Origin of the sequence: Enterobacter sp. EC_64 (assembly GCF_019584165.1) — a bacterium.
GTDB lineage: Bacteria > Pseudomonadota > Gammaproteobacteria > Enterobacterales > Enterobacteriaceae > Enterobacter > Enterobacter roggenkampii.
This window is the reverse complement of record NZ_VDAS01000012.1, coordinates 42,684-61,052: the sequence shown is the minus strand read 5'-3', so window position 1 is coordinate 61,052 and position 18,369 is coordinate 42,684. Positions and strand designations below refer to the sequence as shown.

Here is an 18,369-nt window from a genome sequence, read left to right as displayed (position 1 = left end):
TTCTAAGGAATTCAAATGCAAGCGGCAACTGTTGTGATTAACCGCCGCGCTCTGCGACACAACCTGCAACGTCTGCGTGAACTGGCACCCGCCAGCAAGCTCGTTGCAGTCGTGAAAGCGAACGCTTACGGACACGGTCTTCTTGAGACCGCGCGAACGCTCCCCGATGCCGACGCCTTTGGCGTCGCCCGATTTGAAGAAGCCCTCCGCCTGCGCGCGGGGGGGATTACCCAACCGATTCTGCTCCTCGAAGGCTTTTTCGAAGCCGCCGATCTGCCAACCATCGCAGATCAGCATCTGCACACGGCGGTACACAACGAAGAACAGCTGGCCGCACTGGAAACCGCCGAGCTGAGCGAGCCGGTGACCGTGTGGATGAAGCTTGATACGGGCATGCATCGTCTGGGCGTGCGTCCGGAAAGTGCGGAAGCGTTTTATCAGCGTTTATGCCGGTGTAAAAACGTGCGCCAGCCGGTGAATATGGTCAGCCACTTCGCCCGTGCCGATGAGCCCGAGTGCGGTGCGACCGAGCGGCAGCTGGATATCTTTAACACCTTCTGCGAAGGCAAGCCGGGGATGCGCTCGATCGCCGCATCCGGCGGGATCCTGCTGTGGCCGCAGTCGCATTTCGACTGGGCGCGACCGGGCATCATTCTTTACGGCGTGTCGCCGCTGGATAATAAACCCTGGGGGCCGGACATGGGTTTCCAGCCGGTGATGTCTCTGGTGTCTACTCTGATTGCCGTGCGAGAACACAAAGCCGGTGAACCGGTGGGCTATGGTGGCACCTGGACCAGCGAGCGCGACACGCGTCTCGGCGTGGTGGCGATGGGCTACGGCGACGGCTATCCGCGCGCTGCACCAACGGGTACGCCGGTGCTGGTCAACGGTCGCGAGGTGAAGATCGTTGGCCGCGTGGCGATGGACATGATTTGCGTCGATCTGGGGCCAGAAGCGCAGGATAAACCCGGCGACGATGTGGTGATGTGGGGGGAAGGTTTACCCGTTGAACGTATTGCTGAAATCACTAAAGTGAGTGCTTACGAACTTATCACCCGCCTGACGTCGCGGGTGGCGATGAAGTACATCGACTAACATTTCATTCCAGGGAAGGATAATGTCCCCTTCAGAAATCGCTGCATGTCTGGCCTATGCTCTCTCCGTCTGGCTGGCCGCCAGAAACAATATCCATACGTGGTGGATAGGCATCATCGGTAGCGGGCTTTATGCCTGGGTCTTCTATTCTGTGCAGCTTTATGCTGACGTTACCCTTCAGTTCTTTTTCATCATAACGAGCATAACCGGCTGGCTGCATTGGCTTAAAGGCAATCATGGAGAGGTCTTGTCTGTCCGTCGTACCAGACCGGGACATTTTTTTATGCTTTTAGCCTGCGCCGTAAGCGTAGCAGCGGCGTACGGGTGGATATTGCATCTCTATACCAATGCATGGGCCCCCTGGCTGGACTCCATCATTTTGACATTCAGCATTCTTGCTCAGTTTATGTTGATGGGACGGCGTCTGGAAAACTGGTACATCTGGCTTGCCGTTAACACGCTGGCAGTACCGCTGTACGCGACGAGAGAACTGTATCTGACCGCCGGTTTATATCTGGTGTTTTGGTTTAATGCGTGGCACGGACTGTATCAGTGGCGCAAGGAGATCCGTGCGCAATGACGCTGTATGCCAACGGCCTGGTGGTAGGCAAATTCGCACCATTACATGCAGGCCATGAAGCGCTTATCAATACGGCACTTGAGCAGTGCGAGACGGTCTGTATCATCAGCTATTCGTCGCCGGAAATACGCGGTTACGAACCTGAAAAGCGGCTTAACTGGTTAACAACGCGCTTTCCGCAATGTCGCCACCTCGTGCTTTCGCCGCATGTGTTGGCTGCATATGGCCTTGCGCCACCGCCACCGAATGACGCTGATGACGATCTTCACCGGCATTATGTTGCAACGCTGTGTGAGGACATTTTGCACTGTCAGCCAGAGGCGGTATTTACTGCCGAAGACTATGGAGACGGGTTTGCCGCTTTCCTGAGCCAGCGTTTCGGACGACCGGTTGCGCACGTGCGTCTCCAGCGTCAACGGGGACCAGAGGCCCCTTCGGGAACGCTCATCCGTTCTGATGTTCATCGTTATCGTAAGATGATGTCCCCAGAGGTGTACCGCAGCTTTGTTTTTCGTATCTGCTTATTAGGTGGAGAATCGACGGGCAAAAGCACGCTAGCAAAGGCTCTGGCGCAGACGCTAAACGTTCCGTACGTTGCAGAGTATGGCCGTGAACACTGGGAAGCGAAGAACGGTATCCTGGATCGGGAGGATTTGCTGCATATTGCCCGCGAGCAAGTACGTCGGGAGGCATTAGCCTGCACGGCGCCTTATCTGGTCTGTGATACCTCACCTTTAACGACCCTGTTTTACGCACTCGATCAGTTTGGCAGCGCGCCGCAGGCGTTAAAGGAGTTAGCTGAACGAGACTATGCGCTGGTCGTACTTTGCGGAGATGAATTTCCGTTTGTGCAGGATGGCACCCGGCAGGGCGAGGCGTTTCGCCACCGACAGCAAGTATGGTATGAAGCAGAGCTGTCGGCACGAAATATTCCTTTTCTGCGCGTGCAGGGCTCACTGCCTGAGCGAATCGATCACATTTGCCGATATATCCAGGGACCGATCTGATATCGCTCTCGACCTTCATCTGCTTCCGGTTTATTGTTGAAATCCCTGCCTCATCGAATTCCGGAGAACCATCGCGTGTTTCAGAAAGTTGACGCCTATGCCGGCGACCCTATCCTCTCCTTAATGGAGCGTTTCAAAGAAGATCCTCGCAGCGACAAAGTGAACCTCAGCATCGGTCTGTATTACAACGAGGATGGCATTATTCCTCAATTAAAAGCCGTTGCCGAAGCCGAAGCGCGTCTGAACGCGGTTCCACACGGCGCGTCTCTTTATCTGCCGATGGAAGGGCTAAACGCTTATCGCCACACCATTGCACCGCTGCTGTTCGGCGCCGATCACGCTGTGCTCGCGCAAAAACGCGTGGCGACCATCCAGACGCTGGGCGGCTCGGGTGCGCTGAAAGTGGGTGCAGACTTCCTGAAAAAATACTTCCCGGATTCAGGCGTGTGGGTCAGCGACCCGACGTGGGAAAACCACGTTGCGATCTTCGAGGGCGCGGGCTTTAAGGTGGCGACCTATCCGTGGTTCGACAGCGAAACGAACGGCGTGCGCGTTGACGCGCTGCTGGAAAAGCTGAACACGCTGCCAGCGCGCAGTATTGTGCTGCTGCACCCATGCTGCCATAACCCAACCGGGGCGGATCTCACCAATGCCCAGTGGGATGCGGTGATCGAGGTGCTGAAGACCCGCGACCTGATCCCGTTCCTCGACATTGCCTACCAGGGCTTTGGCGCGGGTATGGAAGAAGACGCCTATGCCATCCGTGCCGCTGCCAGCGCCGGGCTGCCTGTACTGGTGAGTAACTCCTTCTCTAAGATCTTCTCCCTGTACGGTGAACGCGTTGGTGGCCTGTCCGTGGTGTGTGAAGACGCCGAAGCGGCGGGCCGCGTGCTGGGCCAGCTGAAAGCGACGGTGCGCCGTATCTACTCCAGCCCGCCAAACTTTGGTGCTCAGGTGGTGGCGACGGTTCTCGGTGACGAAACGCTGAAAGCATCCTGGCTTGCCGAAGTGGAGGCGATGCGTAAGCGCATCCTGTCGATGCGTCAGGAGCTGGTTAACGTCCTGAAAGAGGCTGTGCCAGGGCATAACTTCGACTATCTGCTCAAGCAGCGCGGGATGTTCAGCTATACCGGACTGAGCGCGGCGCAGGTCGATCGCCTGCGCGAAGAGTTCGGTGTCTACCTGATCGCCAGCGGCCGTATGTGCGTGGCGGGCCTGAATGCCAGCAACGTTCACCGCGTGGCGCAGGCGTTTGCAGCTGTGATGTAAGTACTCACTACTTTTTATCGCCCTCTCCCTGTGGGAGAGGGCATCAGGCCGCAGAAAATCTTGCCCGGTGGCGGCTGCGCCTGCGCCTTACCGGGCCTACATCACTCATCCACACTTTGTGATCGTCTTCTTTTTATTCCGCTTCATAAGCAAAAACTCCTTCCCTTCACCTCCCGCTGGGGTTAAGGTCGGATAGTTTTTTGACCATTCACTCAAAATAAAACGATAACAAGCTGAATATTCAGGGGAAAATATGCGCAAGATCACACTGGCGCTCAGCGCCGCCTGCTTATTGTTCTCACTTAATAGCGCCGTCGTCGCACGTGCCTCGGCGCCGACGCCGCTTTACACCGGCACCACCGCCGCCATGCTTGCCGAACAGGCGCCCATTCACTGGGTCTCCGTGGCCCAAATCGAAAACAGCCTGATGGGACGCGCGCCAATGGCCGTGGGCTTCGACATTGACGATACCGTGCTGTTCTCAAGCCCTGGCTTCTGGCGCGGCAAAAAAATGTATTCACCGGACAGCGAAGCGTATCTGAAGAATCCGGAGTTCTGGGAAAAAATGAATAACGGCTGGGACGAGTACAGCATCCCGAAAGAGGTCGCCCGGGCGCTTATTGCTATGCACGTTAAGCGCGGTGACAGCATTTACTTCGTTACCGGCCGTAGCCAGACCAAAACGGAAACCGTCTCCAGAACACTGCAGGACGATTTCCAGATCCCGGCTGCCAATATGAATCCGGTCATTTTTGCGGGTGACAAAGAGGGGCAAAACACCAAAATCCAGTGGCTGGAAAAGAAAAACATCAAAGTGTTTTATGGCGATTCGGATAACGACATTACCGCCGCGCAGGATGCTGGTGCCAGAGGGATCAGGGTGTTACGCGCGTCTAACTCGACCTATCGACCGCTGCCGATGGCCGGAAAGTTTGGTGAAGAGGTGATCGTCAACTCGGAGTATTAAGCCTCTGGCAGCGAGTTTGACTCTTTTTTAATCAAATCTCGCTGCTGCGGGTTTTACCTTTCGCCTTCTTGCTGCACACTTAGAAAGATTCATCTTTCATTACGGAGCAGCAGATGTGGTATCAACAGACCCTGACCTTAAGCGCTAAACCACGCGGTTTTCACCTGGTGACGGATGAAGTCATCGGGCAGCTCCGCGACCTGTCGCGGGTCAAAACGGGTTTGCTGCATCTGCTGCTTCAGCACACGTCAGCCTCTCTCACGCTGAATGAAAATTGCGATCCCACCGTCCGGTCTGACATGGAGCGTCATTTTCTGAAGAGCGTCCCGGACAACGCGCCCTACGAGCATGACTATGAGGGTGCGGACGATATGCCTTCGCATATCAAATCTTCCCTGCTGGGCGTATCGCTGATGCTGCCGGTCCACAACGGACGGCTGCTGTTGGGCACGTGGCAGGGGATCTGGCTGGGAGAGCATCGCATTCACGGTGGTTCGCGTAAAATTATCGCCACGCTACAAGGGGAATAAAGATGACAATTTCGGAGATACTTCAGTACTGCATGAGCAAGCCCGGCGCGGAGCAGAGCGTCCATAGCGACTGGAAAGCCACGCAGGTTAAGGTGGGGGATGTGCTGTTTGCGATGGTGAAAGAGGTAGAAGGCCGTCCGGCGGCGTCGCTGAAAACCAGCCCTGAACTGGCGGATTTACTGCGTCAGCAGCATGATGACGTGAGGCCGAGCCAGCACCTCAATAAGGCGCACTGGAGCACCGTCTATCTGGATGGATCGATTCCAGGCTCGCAAATTTACTACTTGGTGGACGCGTCCTATCAGCAGGCGGTTGAGCTGCTGCCGGAAACGACCCGACAGCAACTCTCCGTGTGACAATTACAGCAACGGTTTAAGGAAGCGCGCGGTGTGCGAGGCTTCGCACTCTGCAACGGTCTCTGGCGTACCGGAGACGAGGATTTCACCGCCGCCGCTGCCGCCTTCCGGGCCAAGATCGACAATCCAGTCCGCGGTTTTAATCACGTCCAGGTTATGTTCGATGACCACGATGGTGTTGCCCTGATCGCGCAGCTGATGCAGCACGTCCAGCAGCTGCTGGATGTCGGCAAAGTGCAGACCGGTGGTCGGCTCATCCAGGATATACAGCGTCTGGCCGGTACCGCGTTTTGACAGCTCGCGCGCCAGCTTCACGCGCTGCGCTTCACCGCCGGACAGCGTCGTGGCGGACTGCCCCAGACGAATGTAGGTCAGGCCGACGTCCATCAGCGTCTGCAGCTTACGCGCCAGCGCGGGAACGGCGTCAAAGAACTCGCGCGCCTCTTCGATGGTCATATCCAGCACTTCGTGGATGGTCTTGCCCTTGTATTTAATCTCCAGCGTTTCGCGGTTATAGCGCTTGCCTTTGCACTGGTCGCACGGCACGTAGATATCCGGCAGGAAGTGCATCTCAACCTTGATCACGCCGTCGCCCTGGCACGCTTCACAGCGACCGCCGCGCACGTTAAAGCTGAAACGTCCCGGCGTGTAGCCGCGTGAACGCGCTTCCGGCACACCGGCAAAAAGTTCACGTACGGGCGTGAAAACACCGGTATAGGTTGCCGGGTTAGAGCGTGGCGTACGGCCAATCGGGCTCTGGTCGATGTCGATAACCTTATCGAAATGCTCCAGCCCCTGAATGTCACGGTACGGTGCAGGTTCGGCCAGCGTCGCGCCGTTCAGCGCCGTCTGCGCAATCGGGAACAGCGTATCGTTGATCAGCGTCGATTTACCGGAACCGGACACGCCGGTGATACAGGTAAACAGGCCCACCGGCAGCGTCAGGGTAACGTCTTTCAGGTTGTTGCCGCGCGCGCCGGTCAGCTTCAGCACTTTTTCCGGGTTCGCCGCCACGCGCTGTTTTGGTACTTCAATCTTGCGCTTGCCGCTCATGTACTGGCCGGTCAGCGACTCGGGCACCGCCATAATGTCCTTCAGCGTGCCTTCCGCCACCACCTGGCCGCCGTGCACGCCAGCGCCAGGGCCGATGTCGATCACGTGGTCTGCGGCGCGGATCGCGTCTTCGTCGTGCTCCACCACAATCACCGTGTTGCCGAGGTTACGCAGGTGGACCAGGGTGCCGAGCAGGCGCTCGTTGTCGCGCTGGTGCAGGCCGATGGACGGCTCATCCAGCACGTACATCACGCCCACCAGGCCCGCGCCAATCTGGCTCGCCAGACGAATACGCTGGGCTTCACCGCCGGAGAGCGTTTCTGCCGAGCGTGAAAGCGTCAGGTAGTTCAGGCCGACGTTCACCAGGAACTTCAGGCGATCGCCAATCTCTTTCAAGACTTTTTCAGCAATTTTGGCGCGCTGGCCGGACAGCTTCAGGTTATTGAAGAAGTCCATCGCGTGGCCGATGCTCATGTCTGAGATGGTCGGCAGCGCCGTATTTTCCACAAACACGTGGCGCGCTTCGCGACGCAGGCGCGTGCCCTCGCAGGTGGCGCAGGAGCGGTTGCTGATGAACTTCGCCAGCTCCTCGCGCACCGCGCTGGATTCGGTCTCTTTGTAGCGGCGCTCCATATTGTGCAGCACCCCTTCGAACGGGTGGCGACGCACGGAGGTATCGCCGCGATCGTTCATATACTTGAACTCGATGTTCTCTTTGCCAGAACCGAACAGGATCACTTTGTGTACGTTCGGGCTCAGGCTGGCCCACGGCGCTTCCACGTCGAACTTGTAGTGCTCCGCCAGCGACTTCAGCATCTGGAAGTAATAGAAGTTACGCTTGTCCCAGCCGCGAATGGCGCCACCCGCCAGCGACAGCTCCGGATTCTGGATCACGCGGTCCGGGTCGAAATACTGCTGAACGCCCAGACCGTCACAGGTCGGGCACGCGCCCGCCGGGTTGTTAAACGAGAACAGGCGCGGTTCCAGCTCGCGCATGCTGTAGCCGCAAATCGGGCAGGCAAAGTTGGCGGAGAAGAGCAGCTCTTCCGCCTGCGGGTCGTCCATGTCGGAAACCACGGCCGTGCCGCCGGAGAGCTCCAGCGCCGTTTCAAACGATTCTGCGAGACGCGTGGCGAGATCGTCACGCACCTTAAAGCGGTCAATCACCACCTCGATGGTGTGCTTCTTCTGCAGTTCTAGCTTGGGCGGGTCGGACAGGTCACACACTTCGCCGTCAATACGGGCGCGGATATAGCCCTGGCTTGCCAGGTTTTCCAGCGTTTTGGTGTGCTCACCCTTACGCTCTTTAATGATTGGCGCCAGCAGCATCAGGCGTTTGCCTTCCGGCTGCGACAGCACGTTATCCACCATCTGGCTCACGGTCTGTGCCGCCAGCGGGACGTCGTGGTCCGGGCAGCGCGGCTCACCCACGCGGGCATACAGCAGACGCAGGTAGTCATGAATTTCAGTAATGGTACCGACCGTGGAGCGCGGGTTATGCGACGTGGACTTCTGCTCGATAGAGATAGCAGGAGACAACCCTTCAATGTGGTCGACATCCGGTTTTTCCATCAGCGACAGGAACTGACGCGCGTACGCCGAGAGCGATTCAACGTAACGACGCTGTCCTTCGGCATACAGAGTGTCGAAAGCCAGTGAGGATTTGCCAGACCCCGAAAGCCCGGTCACGACAATGAGTTTGTCGCGAGGGATTATGAGGTTGATATTCTTGAGATTGTGGGTGCGGGCGCCCCGAACTTCGATCTTATCCATTCACCTTTCCCGGTTGGAACACGGATTGCCTGGTTTGTTTGAAGGACAAACGGCTGTCAGAAACGGCTAATTATGACACAATTTGACCTGTTTTAATATACAGTATTGGAATGCATTTTCTGACGGACTGTGTAACAATGTTATGTTCGCACGAGAACTCTGGAATCCATCTCGCAGCTATCAAAATGCAGCGTGGAAATGGTACACTCGCGCGTTTACACTATTAAGAAACGTATTCAGGAGACACGAACATGGCCAGCAGAGGCGTAAACAAGGTGATTCTCGTCGGTAATCTGGGCCAGGACCCGGAAGTACGCTACATGCCGAGTGGTGGCGCAGTTGCCAACATTACGCTGGCTACTTCCGAATCCTGGCGTGATAAAGCGACCGGTGAGATGAAAGAGCAGACCGAATGGCACCGCGTTGTGCTGTTTGGCAAACTGGCAGAAGTGGCCGGTGAGTATCTGCGTAAAGGTTCTCAGGTCTATATCGAAGGCCAGCTGCGTACCCGCAAATGGACCGATCAGTCCGGTGCTGAGAAGTACACCACTGAAGTCGTGGTTAACGTCGGCGGCACCATGCAGATGCTGGGTGGCCGTCAGGGCGGTGGCGCACCAGCAGGTGGCGGCCAGCAGCAGGGCGGTTGGGGTCAGCCTCAGCAGCCACAGGGCGGCAACCAGTTCAGCGGCGGCGCGCAGTCTCGTCCGCAGCAGCAGTCTGCTCCGGCGCCGTCTAACGAACCGCCAATGGATTTCGACGACGACATTCCGTTCTGATTTGTGCGTCCTTCAAACAAAAAACCCAGACATCGTCTGGGTTTTTTTATTCCATAAAGGGATCAGGTAATCACCATTGGCCAGTCTGGTGGCGTGTGGCTCATCGCTTCAACCATCACCACTTTGATATTTTCCCAGACGGCGGCGATATCCAGCAGGGTAATGCCAAGCAGCCCCGTTGCAAACCAACATGCTGCACCCAGCCCCAACAGCGTGCTGATGACAGCGAGACCCGCGTAGTCAGATTTACGAAACTGAATGTTCAGCGTGCTGGCCAAAAACATCAGTACCGCACTCAACAAAGGCCAGCGCAGGAGAACCATGCTGGTAGTAATGGTTGCCATAAACCCATCCTCTACAAAACAGACGACCTGAATGAAACGGTGTTTCTCGTTACAGAATATGTGTGAACTATATCACATTTGTTGATTTATTCGCCAGTGTCTGTGCGATCAAAAAACGGTTTTTATTCCTCAGGTAAAGAGTGTGTGCAGGCTGGCCCTGCCTTCGGCACGCGAGGAGGCGCCCCCCAGCGTGCCGGAAACGTCCATCGGGCTAGTGGTGATACCTCAAAATCGGTTTTTATAAGAGGGGCTCAGTCGAATCATAAAATAGTGCGGCGAAGACTGATTATTTATAAATCAACGCACACAATGCCCCACAGTAAATAGCATAAAACGTCATGATAAAGGTGCGCTTTTTTCATGCTGCCAGAAGTTTGGCTTAATCAACGATCGTCTGTTGTGTTATCTTCCCTCCGTCCTCGAGGGCTGGATAATTATTTTCCTTAATTGAAACGGAACGAATACTTACAGTTTCACTTACGGGAAAATATTATCGTCATAACGAAATTTAAGATTTTTAATACGAAAAGTCAGTTGCTAACTTCGCATGATTCATGCAACGTAATCACCTGTTTAACACAGCATCCGGCCTTCATTACTACAGGCGTACAACATGCAGGGATATAGGGCGGGAAATGAATCGTAGCGCGCGGCGCAAGATGCTCAGGGTGGTAGGGATCATCATGGTAGTTATGCTGCCGGTGATGCTTGCGCTATGGTTTGCCCAGCTAAGAGCCGTGTCTGAAACAAGCGCCCAGCTACGGACATTTGCTGAACTGGCTTTAGACAAAACTGAGCTGGTTATACAACAGGTTGATCTGGCCCGGGACGAGGCAGAAAAATATCGGGGCGAGCTCTGTACCCCGGGACACCGTCAATATATGTTGAACGTTGTTCGTGGTCGCCTGTTTGTTGCCGATTTAATTTACGCTGAAGGTCAGAATTTTCTTTGTTCGACCGTTTTTACACCGGATCAACCCTACGCCATACCCGTCGCTAATTACACGCGAAAACCTGACGTCGCTATCTATTATTATCGCGACACCCCATTTTATACTGGCTATAAAATGACATATATGCAGCGCGGAAATTATGTAGTGGTCGTTAATCCACTTTCATACAGCGAAGTCATGTCCGCGGATCATTCTCTCTCGTGGGGGGTTTACGACACGGTAACCAATGCTTTCTTTTCCGTCAGTCAGAAAGCCAACGTTTCGTTATTAAATTCGCTGATTCGGGATAAGGAATCGGTATTTCAAAAAGATAACCGCTTTTATACGATCGTCACATCCCCTAAAAGACCGATTGCGGCCATCGTGTCGACATCGAATAAACGCTTTTATGAAACGCTTTATCATCAGGCGACATTAACGCTGCCGCTGGGCATGATCTGCAGCATTATTATTTTGCTGGTCTGGTCCCGTACTCATCGTGAGCTTAATTCGCCGGGGCGTTTACTGCATCGGGCGCTGAACAAACGCCAGCTTTGCGTGCACTATCAACCGATTATTGATATTAAGAACAACCGGTGTGTCGGCGCGGAGGCGTTGTTACGCTGGCCGGGTTTTAACGGGCAGGTGATGAGCCCGGCTGAGTTTATTCCGCTGGCTGAAAATGAGGGGATGAGCGAGCGGATTACGGATTACGTCGTTGAGGAAGTGTTCAGCGATTTGGGCCATTTCCTGGCCGAGCATCCGCATCTCTATATTTCGATTAACCTGTCGGCCACGGATTTCCACTCCTCGCGGCTGATCGCCATGATTTCTGAGAAGGCTCGCCACTACGCCGTCCGCGCGCAGCAAATCAAAATTGAAGTGACGGAACGCGGTTTTATCGATGTGCCTAAAACCACGCCGGTGATTCAGGCTTTCCGTCAGGCGGGGTATGAAGTGGCGATCGATGATTTCGGTACCGGCTATTCGAGCCTGCACAACCTCTACTCGCTGAACGTCGATATTCTGAAAATCGATAAATCGTTTATCGATACCTTAACGACCAACAGCACCAGCCACCTGATCGCCGAGCATATTATCGAGATGGCGCAAAGCCTGCGGCTGAAAACCATTGCGGAAGGGGTCGAGACGGCAGAGCAGGTGAGCTGGCTGTTGAAGCGCGGCGTCCAGTTTTGTCAGGGATGGCACTTCGCGAAAGCGATGCCGCCCCAGGAATTTATGACCTGGCAGCAGCAACCTTTGCACTGAGAGTAATTAATTCAACTGGTGGCGATAGTCGCTCGGCGTGCGGTCAAACTCGCGGCGAAACACGCGGGAAAAGGTTTGTTGCGACACATAGCCAAGATCCATCGCGATATCAAAAATCGGCCGCTGCGTTGAGCGTAGCGCCTGCGCCGCCAGCAGCAGCCTGCGCTGACGAATGTACTCGCCCAGCGTCTGATGCATGACCGTGCGGAACATTCTCTGTAAATACCATTTCGAATAGCCCGACTTTTTCGCGACCACATCAATGTTCAACGGTTGGTCGATATGATCGTCAATCCATTCAATAAGCGTCTGAATAATCTGCTGATGCGACATAAGGTTGCCCCTCTGTAGATACAACTTTCTCGGTTGATTCGTCGTTTTCTCTGCGGGGGAGTATAATTCCTCAAGTTAACTTTAGGTAAAGAGGTTTTATGGAAAAGAGATTGCCGCGCATTAAAGCGCTGTTAACCCCCGGCGAAGTGGCAAAGCGAAGCGGCGTTGCGGTATCGGCGCTCCACTTCTATGAAAGCAAAGGGTTAATTAAAAGCATCCGCAACGGCGGCAACCAGCGTCGCTATACCCGCGACGTGCTCCGCTACGTGGCGATTATCAAAATTGCGCAACGAATCGGCATTCCCCTGGCTACCATTGGCGAGGCATTTGGCGTGCTGCCGGAAGGGCATACGCTGAGCCCGAAAGAGTGGAAAGAGCTTTCATCCCAGTGGCGAGAAGAGCTGGACAGGCGTATCCATACGCTGGTCGCGCTGCGTGATGAGCTGGACGGTTGTATCGGCTGCGGCTGCCTGTCGCGCAGCGACTGCCCGTTGCGTAACCCCGGCGACAAACTGGGCGAGCAGGGGACGGGAGCGCGGTTGCTGGAAGAGGATTGAGATCGGTTTGCCGGGTGGCGGCTGCGCCTTACCCGGCCTACAACACCGAGAACGTAGGCCGGGTAAGCGAAGCGCCACCCGGCAAAACCCCGCATAATAAAGAACTAAAGCGCCACAAAGGGCGCTTTAGTTTTTCCCGGTCTTTGTCTTTCTCTCTATCCCGCTGGTTCACGGGAGGGTTTCCCCCGACGTCAGCACCCCTCATGTCGAGCTGGTTGGGGAGGTTCCGGATTGTGCTGACACTTTAATTCTATGCAAGACCCGTTTTTTCGCCAGCGTCGCTGACCGGTTTTTAGCCGAATTTTTTTCGCGGTGTTGTTCGATTTTCTATAGTTAAAAAGTATGAATAACAGGAGAAAACCATGCTCACGGTACACCACCTTAACCAGTCGCGCTCGCACCGCGTGATCTGGGCGCTGGAAGAACTCGGCCTGCCTTATGAGATCGTTCACTATCAGCGCGAAAAGAACATGCTTGCGCCGGAGGCTCTCAAAAAGGTGCATCCGTTGGGCAAATCGCCGGTCATCGAAGATAACGGGCTGATCCTCGCGGAGTCTGGCGCCATTCTGGAGTATCTGCAGGAAACATACGATGCCGAGTCGCGGCTTAAGCCTTTAGATCCGGCGCATAAGGTGCAGTATCGCTTCTGGCTGCACTACGCGGAAGGATCGCTGATGCCGCTGCTGCTTATGAAGCTGGTCTTCAGCAGTCTCGGCAAGCCGCCGGTGCCGTTTGGTATCCGAACCCTGGGCAAAGCGCTTGGGCAGGGGGTGCAGAAAGCGTACCTTAACCGCCAGCTGGAGACCCATGCGCGCTTTATTGAGTCGCACCTTGCTAAAAATAGCTGGTTTGCCGGGGATTCGCTCAGCATGGCCGACATTCAAATGAGCTTCCCGATCTTTGCCCTGCTGGCGCGCGGCGGTATCGACAACCTGCCGCATAGTCAGGCATGGAAAACGAAAGTTGAAAACAGCCCCGGCTGGCAACGAACCCTGGCACAAGGGGGACCGTTATCCATTCCGGGTGAGGATTGAAATGTAAACAAATTGCGCATAGACGATAACGTTTGCGCATCCTCTGTTTATTTCTTCAGCGTCATAAGGGAATTTTAGCGAAAAACGATAAAGTTCAGTTGAAAAGGGCGGGGATTAGGCTAGATAATCGTTTGCCTTAATTTGACCACCCGTTTGTAAGCGCGGAGCTAAACGTTTGCTTTTTCTGTGACGCCCTTTCGTCGCAAACGCAACACAAGGATTTGACGTTTAGCTGGCAGTGGCGTCTCCACCTCGCTTACGGACTTCCTAAAAAACTCTCAGGGGATGTTTTCTATGTCTACGCCATCTGCGCGTACTGGCGGTTCACTTGACGCCATGTTTAAAATTTCGGCCCGCGGCAGCACCGTGCGCCAGGAAATCGTTGCCGGTTTGACAACGTTTCTGGCGATGGTTTATTCCGTCATCGTTGTGCCGGGTATGCTGGGCAAAGCGGGCTTCCCGCCAGCGGCTGTCTTTGTGGCGACCTGCCTTGTGGCCGGCGTGGGCTCTATCGTGATGGGCCTGTGGGCGAACCTGCCGCTGGCAATTGGTTGCGCCATCTCCCTGACCGCGTTTACCGCGTTCAGCCTGGTGCTGGGCCAGCACATCAGCGTACCGGTTGCGCTTGGCGCCGTGTTCCTGATGGGTGTGCTGTTTACCGTTATTTCAGCGACCGGCATCCGTAGCTGGATCTTGCGCAACCTGCCGCAGGGCGTGGCGCACGGTACCGGCATCGGCATCGGCCTGTTCCTGCTGCTGATCGCCGCCAATGGCGTCGGTCTGGTTATCAAGAACCCGCTCGACGGCCTGCCGGTTGCGCTGGGCCACTTCGCCAGCTTCCCGGTGATCATGTCACTGATCGGCCTGGCGGTGATTATCGGTCTGGAAAAACTGAAAGTCCCGGGCGGCATTCTGCTGACTATTATCGGCGTGTCCATTGTGGGCCTGATTTTCGATCCGAACGTCCACTTCTCCGGCATTTTCGCCATGCCGTCGCTGAGCGATGACAAAGGCAACTCTCTGATTGGCAGCCTCGATATCGTTGGCGCGCTGAACCCGGTGATCCTGCCAAGCGTGCTGGCGCTGGTGATGACCGCCGTGTTTGACGCGACCGGTACCATTCGTGCGGTGGCCGGGCAGGCGAACCTGCTGGATAAAGACGGTCAGATTATTGACGGCGGCAAAGCGCTGACTACGGACTCCCTGAGCAGCGTCTTCTCGGGCCTGGTGGGCGCAGCGCCTGCGGCGGTGTACATCGAGTCCGCAGCGGGTACGGCGGCGGGCGGTAAAACCGGCCTGACGGCGATCACCGTGGGCGTGCTGTTCATGCTGATCCTGTTCCTCTCCCCGCTCTCCTATCTGGTTCCGGCGTACGCGACCGCGCCAGCGCTGATGTACGTTGGCCTGCTGATGCTGAGCAACGTGGCGAAAATCGACTTTGCGGATTTCGTTGACGCGATGTCTGGCCTGATTACCGCGGTCTTCATCGTACTCACCTGTAACATCGTGACCGGCATTATGATCGGCTTCGCGTCGCTGGTGATTGGTCGTCTGGTCTCCGGTGAATGGCGCAAGCTGAACGTTGGCACCGTTGTGATTGCCGTTGCGCTGGTGGCGTTTTACGCGGGCGGCTGGGCAATCTGAGTTGTCCTTTGATGCGAAAACGGGTGGCTCAGGCCGCCCGTTTTTATTTTCAGGACTCATCCTGTTGCCTTTTGCGTTACTCTGGTGAAGATAGAATAAAAGGCACGACGCCTTCCGGAGTACATAAGCAACACAGCAAACAGGGAACGCATGGAAATCTTCTTCACAATACTCATCATGACCCTTGTGGTCTCGCTATCCGGGGTGGTTACACGCGTACTGCCCTTTCAGGTCCCCCTGCCATTAATGCAAATTGCCATCGGCGCGCTGCTGGCGTGGCCAACGTTTGGCCTGCACGTGGAATTTGACCCCGAACTGTTCCTCGTGCTGTTCATCCCGCCACTGCTGTTTGCCGATGGCTGGAAAACGCCCACGCGCGAGTTCCTTGAGCACGGGCGAGAGATCTTCGGCCTGGCGCTTGCGCTGGTGGTGGTCACCGTCGTCGGGATTGGTTTCCTGATCTACTGGACGGTACCGGGTATCCCGTTAATTCCTGCCTTTGCGCTGGCCGCCGTGCTGTCGCCAACCGATGCCGTGGCGCTGTCCGGCATTGTGGGCGAAGGCCGCATTCCGAAGAAAATCATGGGGATTTTACAGGGTGAGGCGCTGATGAATGACGCCTCCGGCCTGGTCGCCCTGAAGTTTGCCGTGGCCGTTGCGATGGGCACGATGGTCTTTACCGTCGGCGGCGCGACGCTGGAGTTCTTTAAGGTAGCCATCGGCGGTATCCTGGCGGGCTTCGTGGTGAGCTGGCTGTACGGCCGCTCATTGCGCTTCCTCAGCCGCTGGGGCGGCGATGAACCCGCGACGCAGATCGTGCTGCTGTTCCTGCTGCCGTTCGCCTCTTATCTGATTGCCGAACATATCGGCGTGTCGGGCATTCTGGCCGCGGTCGCGGCAGGGATGACCATCACCCGCTCCGGCGTGATGCGCCGCGCGCCGCTGGCGATGCGCCTGCGTGCCAACAGCACCTGGGCGATGCTGGAGTTTGTCTTTAACGGCATGGTGTTCCTGCTGTTGGGCCTGCAGCTGCCGGGCATTATGGAATCCTCGCTGGTGGCGGCGGAGGCCGATCCGAACGTTGAAGTCTGGATGCTCTTTACCGACATCGTGCTGATCTACCTGGCGCTGATGCTGGTGCGCTTCGGCTGGCTGTGGACGATGAAAAACTTCAGCGTCCGCTTCCTGAAGAAAAAACCGATGGAGTTCGGCTCGTGGACAACGCGTGAGCTGCTGATCGCCTCTTTTGCGGGCGTACGCGGGGCGATAACCCTCGCCGGTGTGCTCTCCATTCCGCTGCTGCTGCCGACGGGCGATGTCTTCCCGGCGCGTTACGAACTGGTGTTCCTGGCGGCGGGGGTGATTCTGTTCTCCCTGTTCGTCGGCGTGATTATGCTGCCGATTTTGCTCCAGCATATTGATGTTGGCGATTCGACCCAGCAGCACAAGGAAGAGCGCATTGCGCGTGCGGCCACCGCCGAAGTGGCGATTGTCGCCATCCAGAAAATGGAAGAGCGCCTGGCCGCGGATGCGGAAGAGAACATCGACAATCAGCTGCTGACGGAGGTGAGTTCCCGCGTAATTGGTAACCTGCGTCGCCGCGCGGACGGGCGTAACGATGTGGAAAGCTCGCTGCAGGAGGAGAATCTGGAACGCCGGTTCCGTCTGGCCGCGCTGCGCTCAGAGCGTGCCGAACTGTATCACCTGCGCGCCACGCGCCAGATCAGCAACGAGACGCTGCAAAAGCTACTGCACGATCTGGACCTGCTGGAAGCGCTGTTGATAGAGAATCAGTAGCGTGCTTTTGCCCGGTGGCGCTGCGCTTACCGGGCCTACATTTGAACCGTAGGCCGGGTAAGGCGAAGCCGCCACCCGGCACTATTCAGACCGCACCCAAAACCCCTCACAACACTGCAGCCACGCCTGCGCGCTCTGCGACAAATAGACCCCTTCACGCCAGATCATCCCTAACTGCCAGTGCAGATCGCTCTCCAGCGGGATCCAGCGCAGCGTGTTTTTATCCAGACGCTCGCAAATCGGCTGCGGCAGAATGGCAATCCCCACGCCCGCCTGCACCATCGCGGCCAGGAAATCCCACTGACCGCTGCGCACCGCAATGCGTGGCTTGACGTTATGTTGGTTAAACAGCGTCATCAGCTGGCGGCTTAAGGCGAAGTCTTCGTTGTAGATCAGCAGAGGGTGCTCGCCGAGCAGCTCAGGCTTCACCGCGTCCCTTTTCAGCCAGTCGCCGGAGCGGGGAACCAGCACGCACAGCGGGTGGCTAAAGAGCGGAAGCGTCGCCAGGCCGCTCTCTTCCTCAACGGGGAGGGCGGTCATGGCCACGTCGAGCTCGCCGTTAGTGACGGCCTGCTGGACGGTTAAGCCACCAAACTCCGAAATCTTCAGCTCTACGCCAGGATAGCGCTGGCGAAACAGGCCGATCGGCCCGGCCATCATCATCCCCACCATCGGTGGAATGCCGAGGCGAAGCACCCCTTTGGTCAGATGATTAATATCGTCCAGCTCCGCTTCCAGCTGGCGGAACTCCGCCAGAATGGCCAACCCGCGTTCGAACACCACGCGTCCGGTGTCGGTCAGCAGCAGCTTGCGCCCGTCGCGGATCAGCAGGGTACAGTTCAGTTCATCTTCGAGGTTTTTCAGCATCTTGCTGATGGTGGGCTGGGTAACAAACAACTTCTCCGCTGCGCGGGTAAAACTTTGCTGGCGAACCACTTCGACAAAATAGCGCAGCGTTCTTATGTCCATGATTATTCCTCGAAACTATACCTGTGATGATTTTAATTCATTTCAGTCCATACCGTGCGCTCACTATACTGGCGCCTCGTCTCA

17 protein-coding genes are annotated in these 18,369 nt (G+C 56.3%); 13 read left to right on the top strand and 4 right to left on the bottom strand.

Annotation, left to right across the window (positions count from 1 at the left end; all coding sequences use genetic code 11):
• The first annotated feature begins 15 nt into the window (after positions 1–15).
• From alr to FHC52_RS11805, 7 genes are all read left to right on the top strand, one after another.
• Entirely contained in the window at positions 16–1,095 is a 1,080-nt protein-coding gene (gene alr, locus FHC52_RS11835; protein WP_126289013.1) for an alanine racemase, read from the top strand.
• Positions 1,096–1,117: 22 nt separating this feature from the next.
• A complete protein-coding gene (gene pnuC / locus FHC52_RS11830; RefSeq protein ID WP_032656782.1) occupies positions 1,118–1,675 on the top strand; it encodes a nicotinamide riboside transporter PnuC in 558 nt (185 codons plus the stop codon).
• The gene (locus FHC52_RS11825; protein ID WP_126289015.1) at positions 1,672–2,682 is read left to right on the top strand and encodes an AAA family ATPase; all 1,011 of its coding nucleotides are present in this window, start codon (positions 1,672–1,674) and stop codon (positions 2,680–2,682) included. The genes pnuC and FHC52_RS11825 overlap by 4 nt, the downstream gene beginning before the upstream one ends.
• Before the next feature lie 75 nt (positions 2,683–2,757).
• Positions 2,758–3,951, top strand: coding sequence for an aromatic amino acid transaminase (gene tyrB / locus FHC52_RS11820; RefSeq protein WP_126289017.1), 1,194 nt, complete (start codon positions 2,758–2,760; stop codon positions 3,949–3,951).
• A 253-nt stretch (positions 3,952–4,204) separates the two neighbouring features.
• The gene (gene aphA, locus FHC52_RS11815; protein ID WP_021242762.1) at positions 4,205–4,918 is read left to right on the top strand and encodes an acid phosphatase AphA; all 714 of its coding nucleotides are present in this window, start codon (positions 4,205–4,207) and stop codon (positions 4,916–4,918) included.
• Positions 4,919–5,031: 113 nt separating this feature from the next.
• The gene (locus FHC52_RS11810) at positions 5,032–5,448 is read left to right on the top strand and encodes a secondary thiamine-phosphate synthase enzyme YjbQ (protein WP_008503381.1); all 417 of its coding nucleotides are present in this window, start codon (positions 5,032–5,034) and stop codon (positions 5,446–5,448) included.
• Positions 5,449–5,450: 2 nt separating this feature from the next.
• Positions 5,451–5,804, top strand: coding sequence for an MmcQ/YjbR family DNA-binding protein (locus FHC52_RS11805; RefSeq protein WP_008503382.1), 354 nt, complete (start codon positions 5,451–5,453; stop codon positions 5,802–5,804).
• A gap of 3 nt (positions 5,805–5,807) precedes the next feature.
• Here FHC52_RS11805 and uvrA read toward each other — a convergent pair whose 3' ends face one another.
• Positions 5,808–8,630 (bottom strand): excinuclease ABC subunit UvrA, encoded by a 2,823-nt coding sequence (gene uvrA / locus FHC52_RS11800; RefSeq protein ID WP_008503383.1) that lies wholly within the window; start codon positions 8,628–8,630, stop codon positions 5,808–5,810.
• Positions 8,631–8,881: 251 nt separating this feature from the next.
• On the opposite strand from uvrA, the gene ssb1 reads away from it, so the two are divergent.
• Positions 8,882–9,406 (top strand): single-stranded DNA-binding protein SSB1, encoded by a 525-nt coding sequence (ssb1, locus tag FHC52_RS11795; protein WP_008503384.1) that lies wholly within the window; start codon positions 8,882–8,884, stop codon positions 9,404–9,406.
• Positions 9,407–9,468: 62 nt separating this feature from the next.
• On the opposite strand, the gene FHC52_RS11790 is transcribed toward ssb1, so the two are convergent.
• Positions 9,469–9,750 (bottom strand): YjcB family protein, encoded by a 282-nt coding sequence (locus FHC52_RS11790; protein WP_008503385.1) that lies wholly within the window; start codon positions 9,748–9,750, stop codon positions 9,469–9,471.
• Between the two features lie 635 nt (positions 9,751–10,385).
• On the opposite strand from FHC52_RS11790, the gene FHC52_RS11785 reads away from it, so the two are divergent.
• Positions 10,386–11,951 carry an EAL domain-containing protein gene (locus tag FHC52_RS11785; protein WP_220420083.1) on the top strand — a complete coding sequence of 522 codons (1,566 nt, stop codon included), beginning with the start codon at positions 10,386–10,388 and terminating at the stop codon, positions 11,949–11,951.
• A gap of 6 nt (positions 11,952–11,957) precedes the next feature.
• Here the strand turns inward: FHC52_RS11785 and soxS are convergent, their stop codons facing one another.
• Positions 11,958–12,284, bottom strand: coding sequence for a superoxide response transcriptional regulator SoxS (gene soxS, locus FHC52_RS11780; protein WP_008503387.1), 327 nt, complete (start codon positions 12,282–12,284; stop codon positions 11,958–11,960).
• Positions 12,285–12,382: 98 nt separating this feature from the next.
• Between soxS and soxR the strand changes: the two genes are divergently transcribed.
• The 4 genes from soxR to FHC52_RS11760 all read left to right on the top strand — a co-directional run bounded on the left by soxR (position 12,383) and on the right by FHC52_RS11760 (position 17,316).
• The gene (soxR, locus tag FHC52_RS11775) at positions 12,383–12,841 is read left to right on the top strand and encodes a redox-sensitive transcriptional activator SoxR (RefSeq protein WP_008503388.1); all 459 of its coding nucleotides are present in this window, start codon (positions 12,383–12,385) and stop codon (positions 12,839–12,841) included.
• A gap of 362 nt (positions 12,842–13,203) precedes the next feature.
• On the top strand, positions 13,204–13,875 hold the full coding sequence (locus FHC52_RS11770; RefSeq protein WP_008503389.1) for a glutathione S-transferase family protein: 672 nt from the start codon (positions 13,204–13,206) through the stop codon (positions 13,873–13,875).
• Between the two features lie 294 nt (positions 13,876–14,169).
• Complete coding sequence (gene ghxP / locus FHC52_RS11765) at positions 14,170–15,519, top strand: guanine/hypoxanthine transporter GhxP (RefSeq protein WP_008503390.1); 1,350 nt, start codon at positions 14,170–14,172, stop codon at positions 15,517–15,519.
• A 150-nt stretch (positions 15,520–15,669) separates the two neighbouring features.
• Complete coding sequence (locus FHC52_RS11760; protein ID WP_008503391.1) at positions 15,670–17,316, top strand: Na+/H+ antiporter; 1,647 nt, start codon at positions 15,670–15,672, stop codon at positions 17,314–17,316.
• A gap of 81 nt (positions 17,317–17,397) precedes the next feature.
• On the opposite strand, the gene FHC52_RS11755 is transcribed toward FHC52_RS11760, so the two are convergent.
• A complete protein-coding gene (locus FHC52_RS11755; protein WP_021242768.1) occupies positions 17,398–18,285 on the bottom strand; it encodes a LysR family transcriptional regulator in 888 nt (295 codons plus the stop codon).
• Positions 18,286–18,369: the final 84 nt, after the last annotated feature.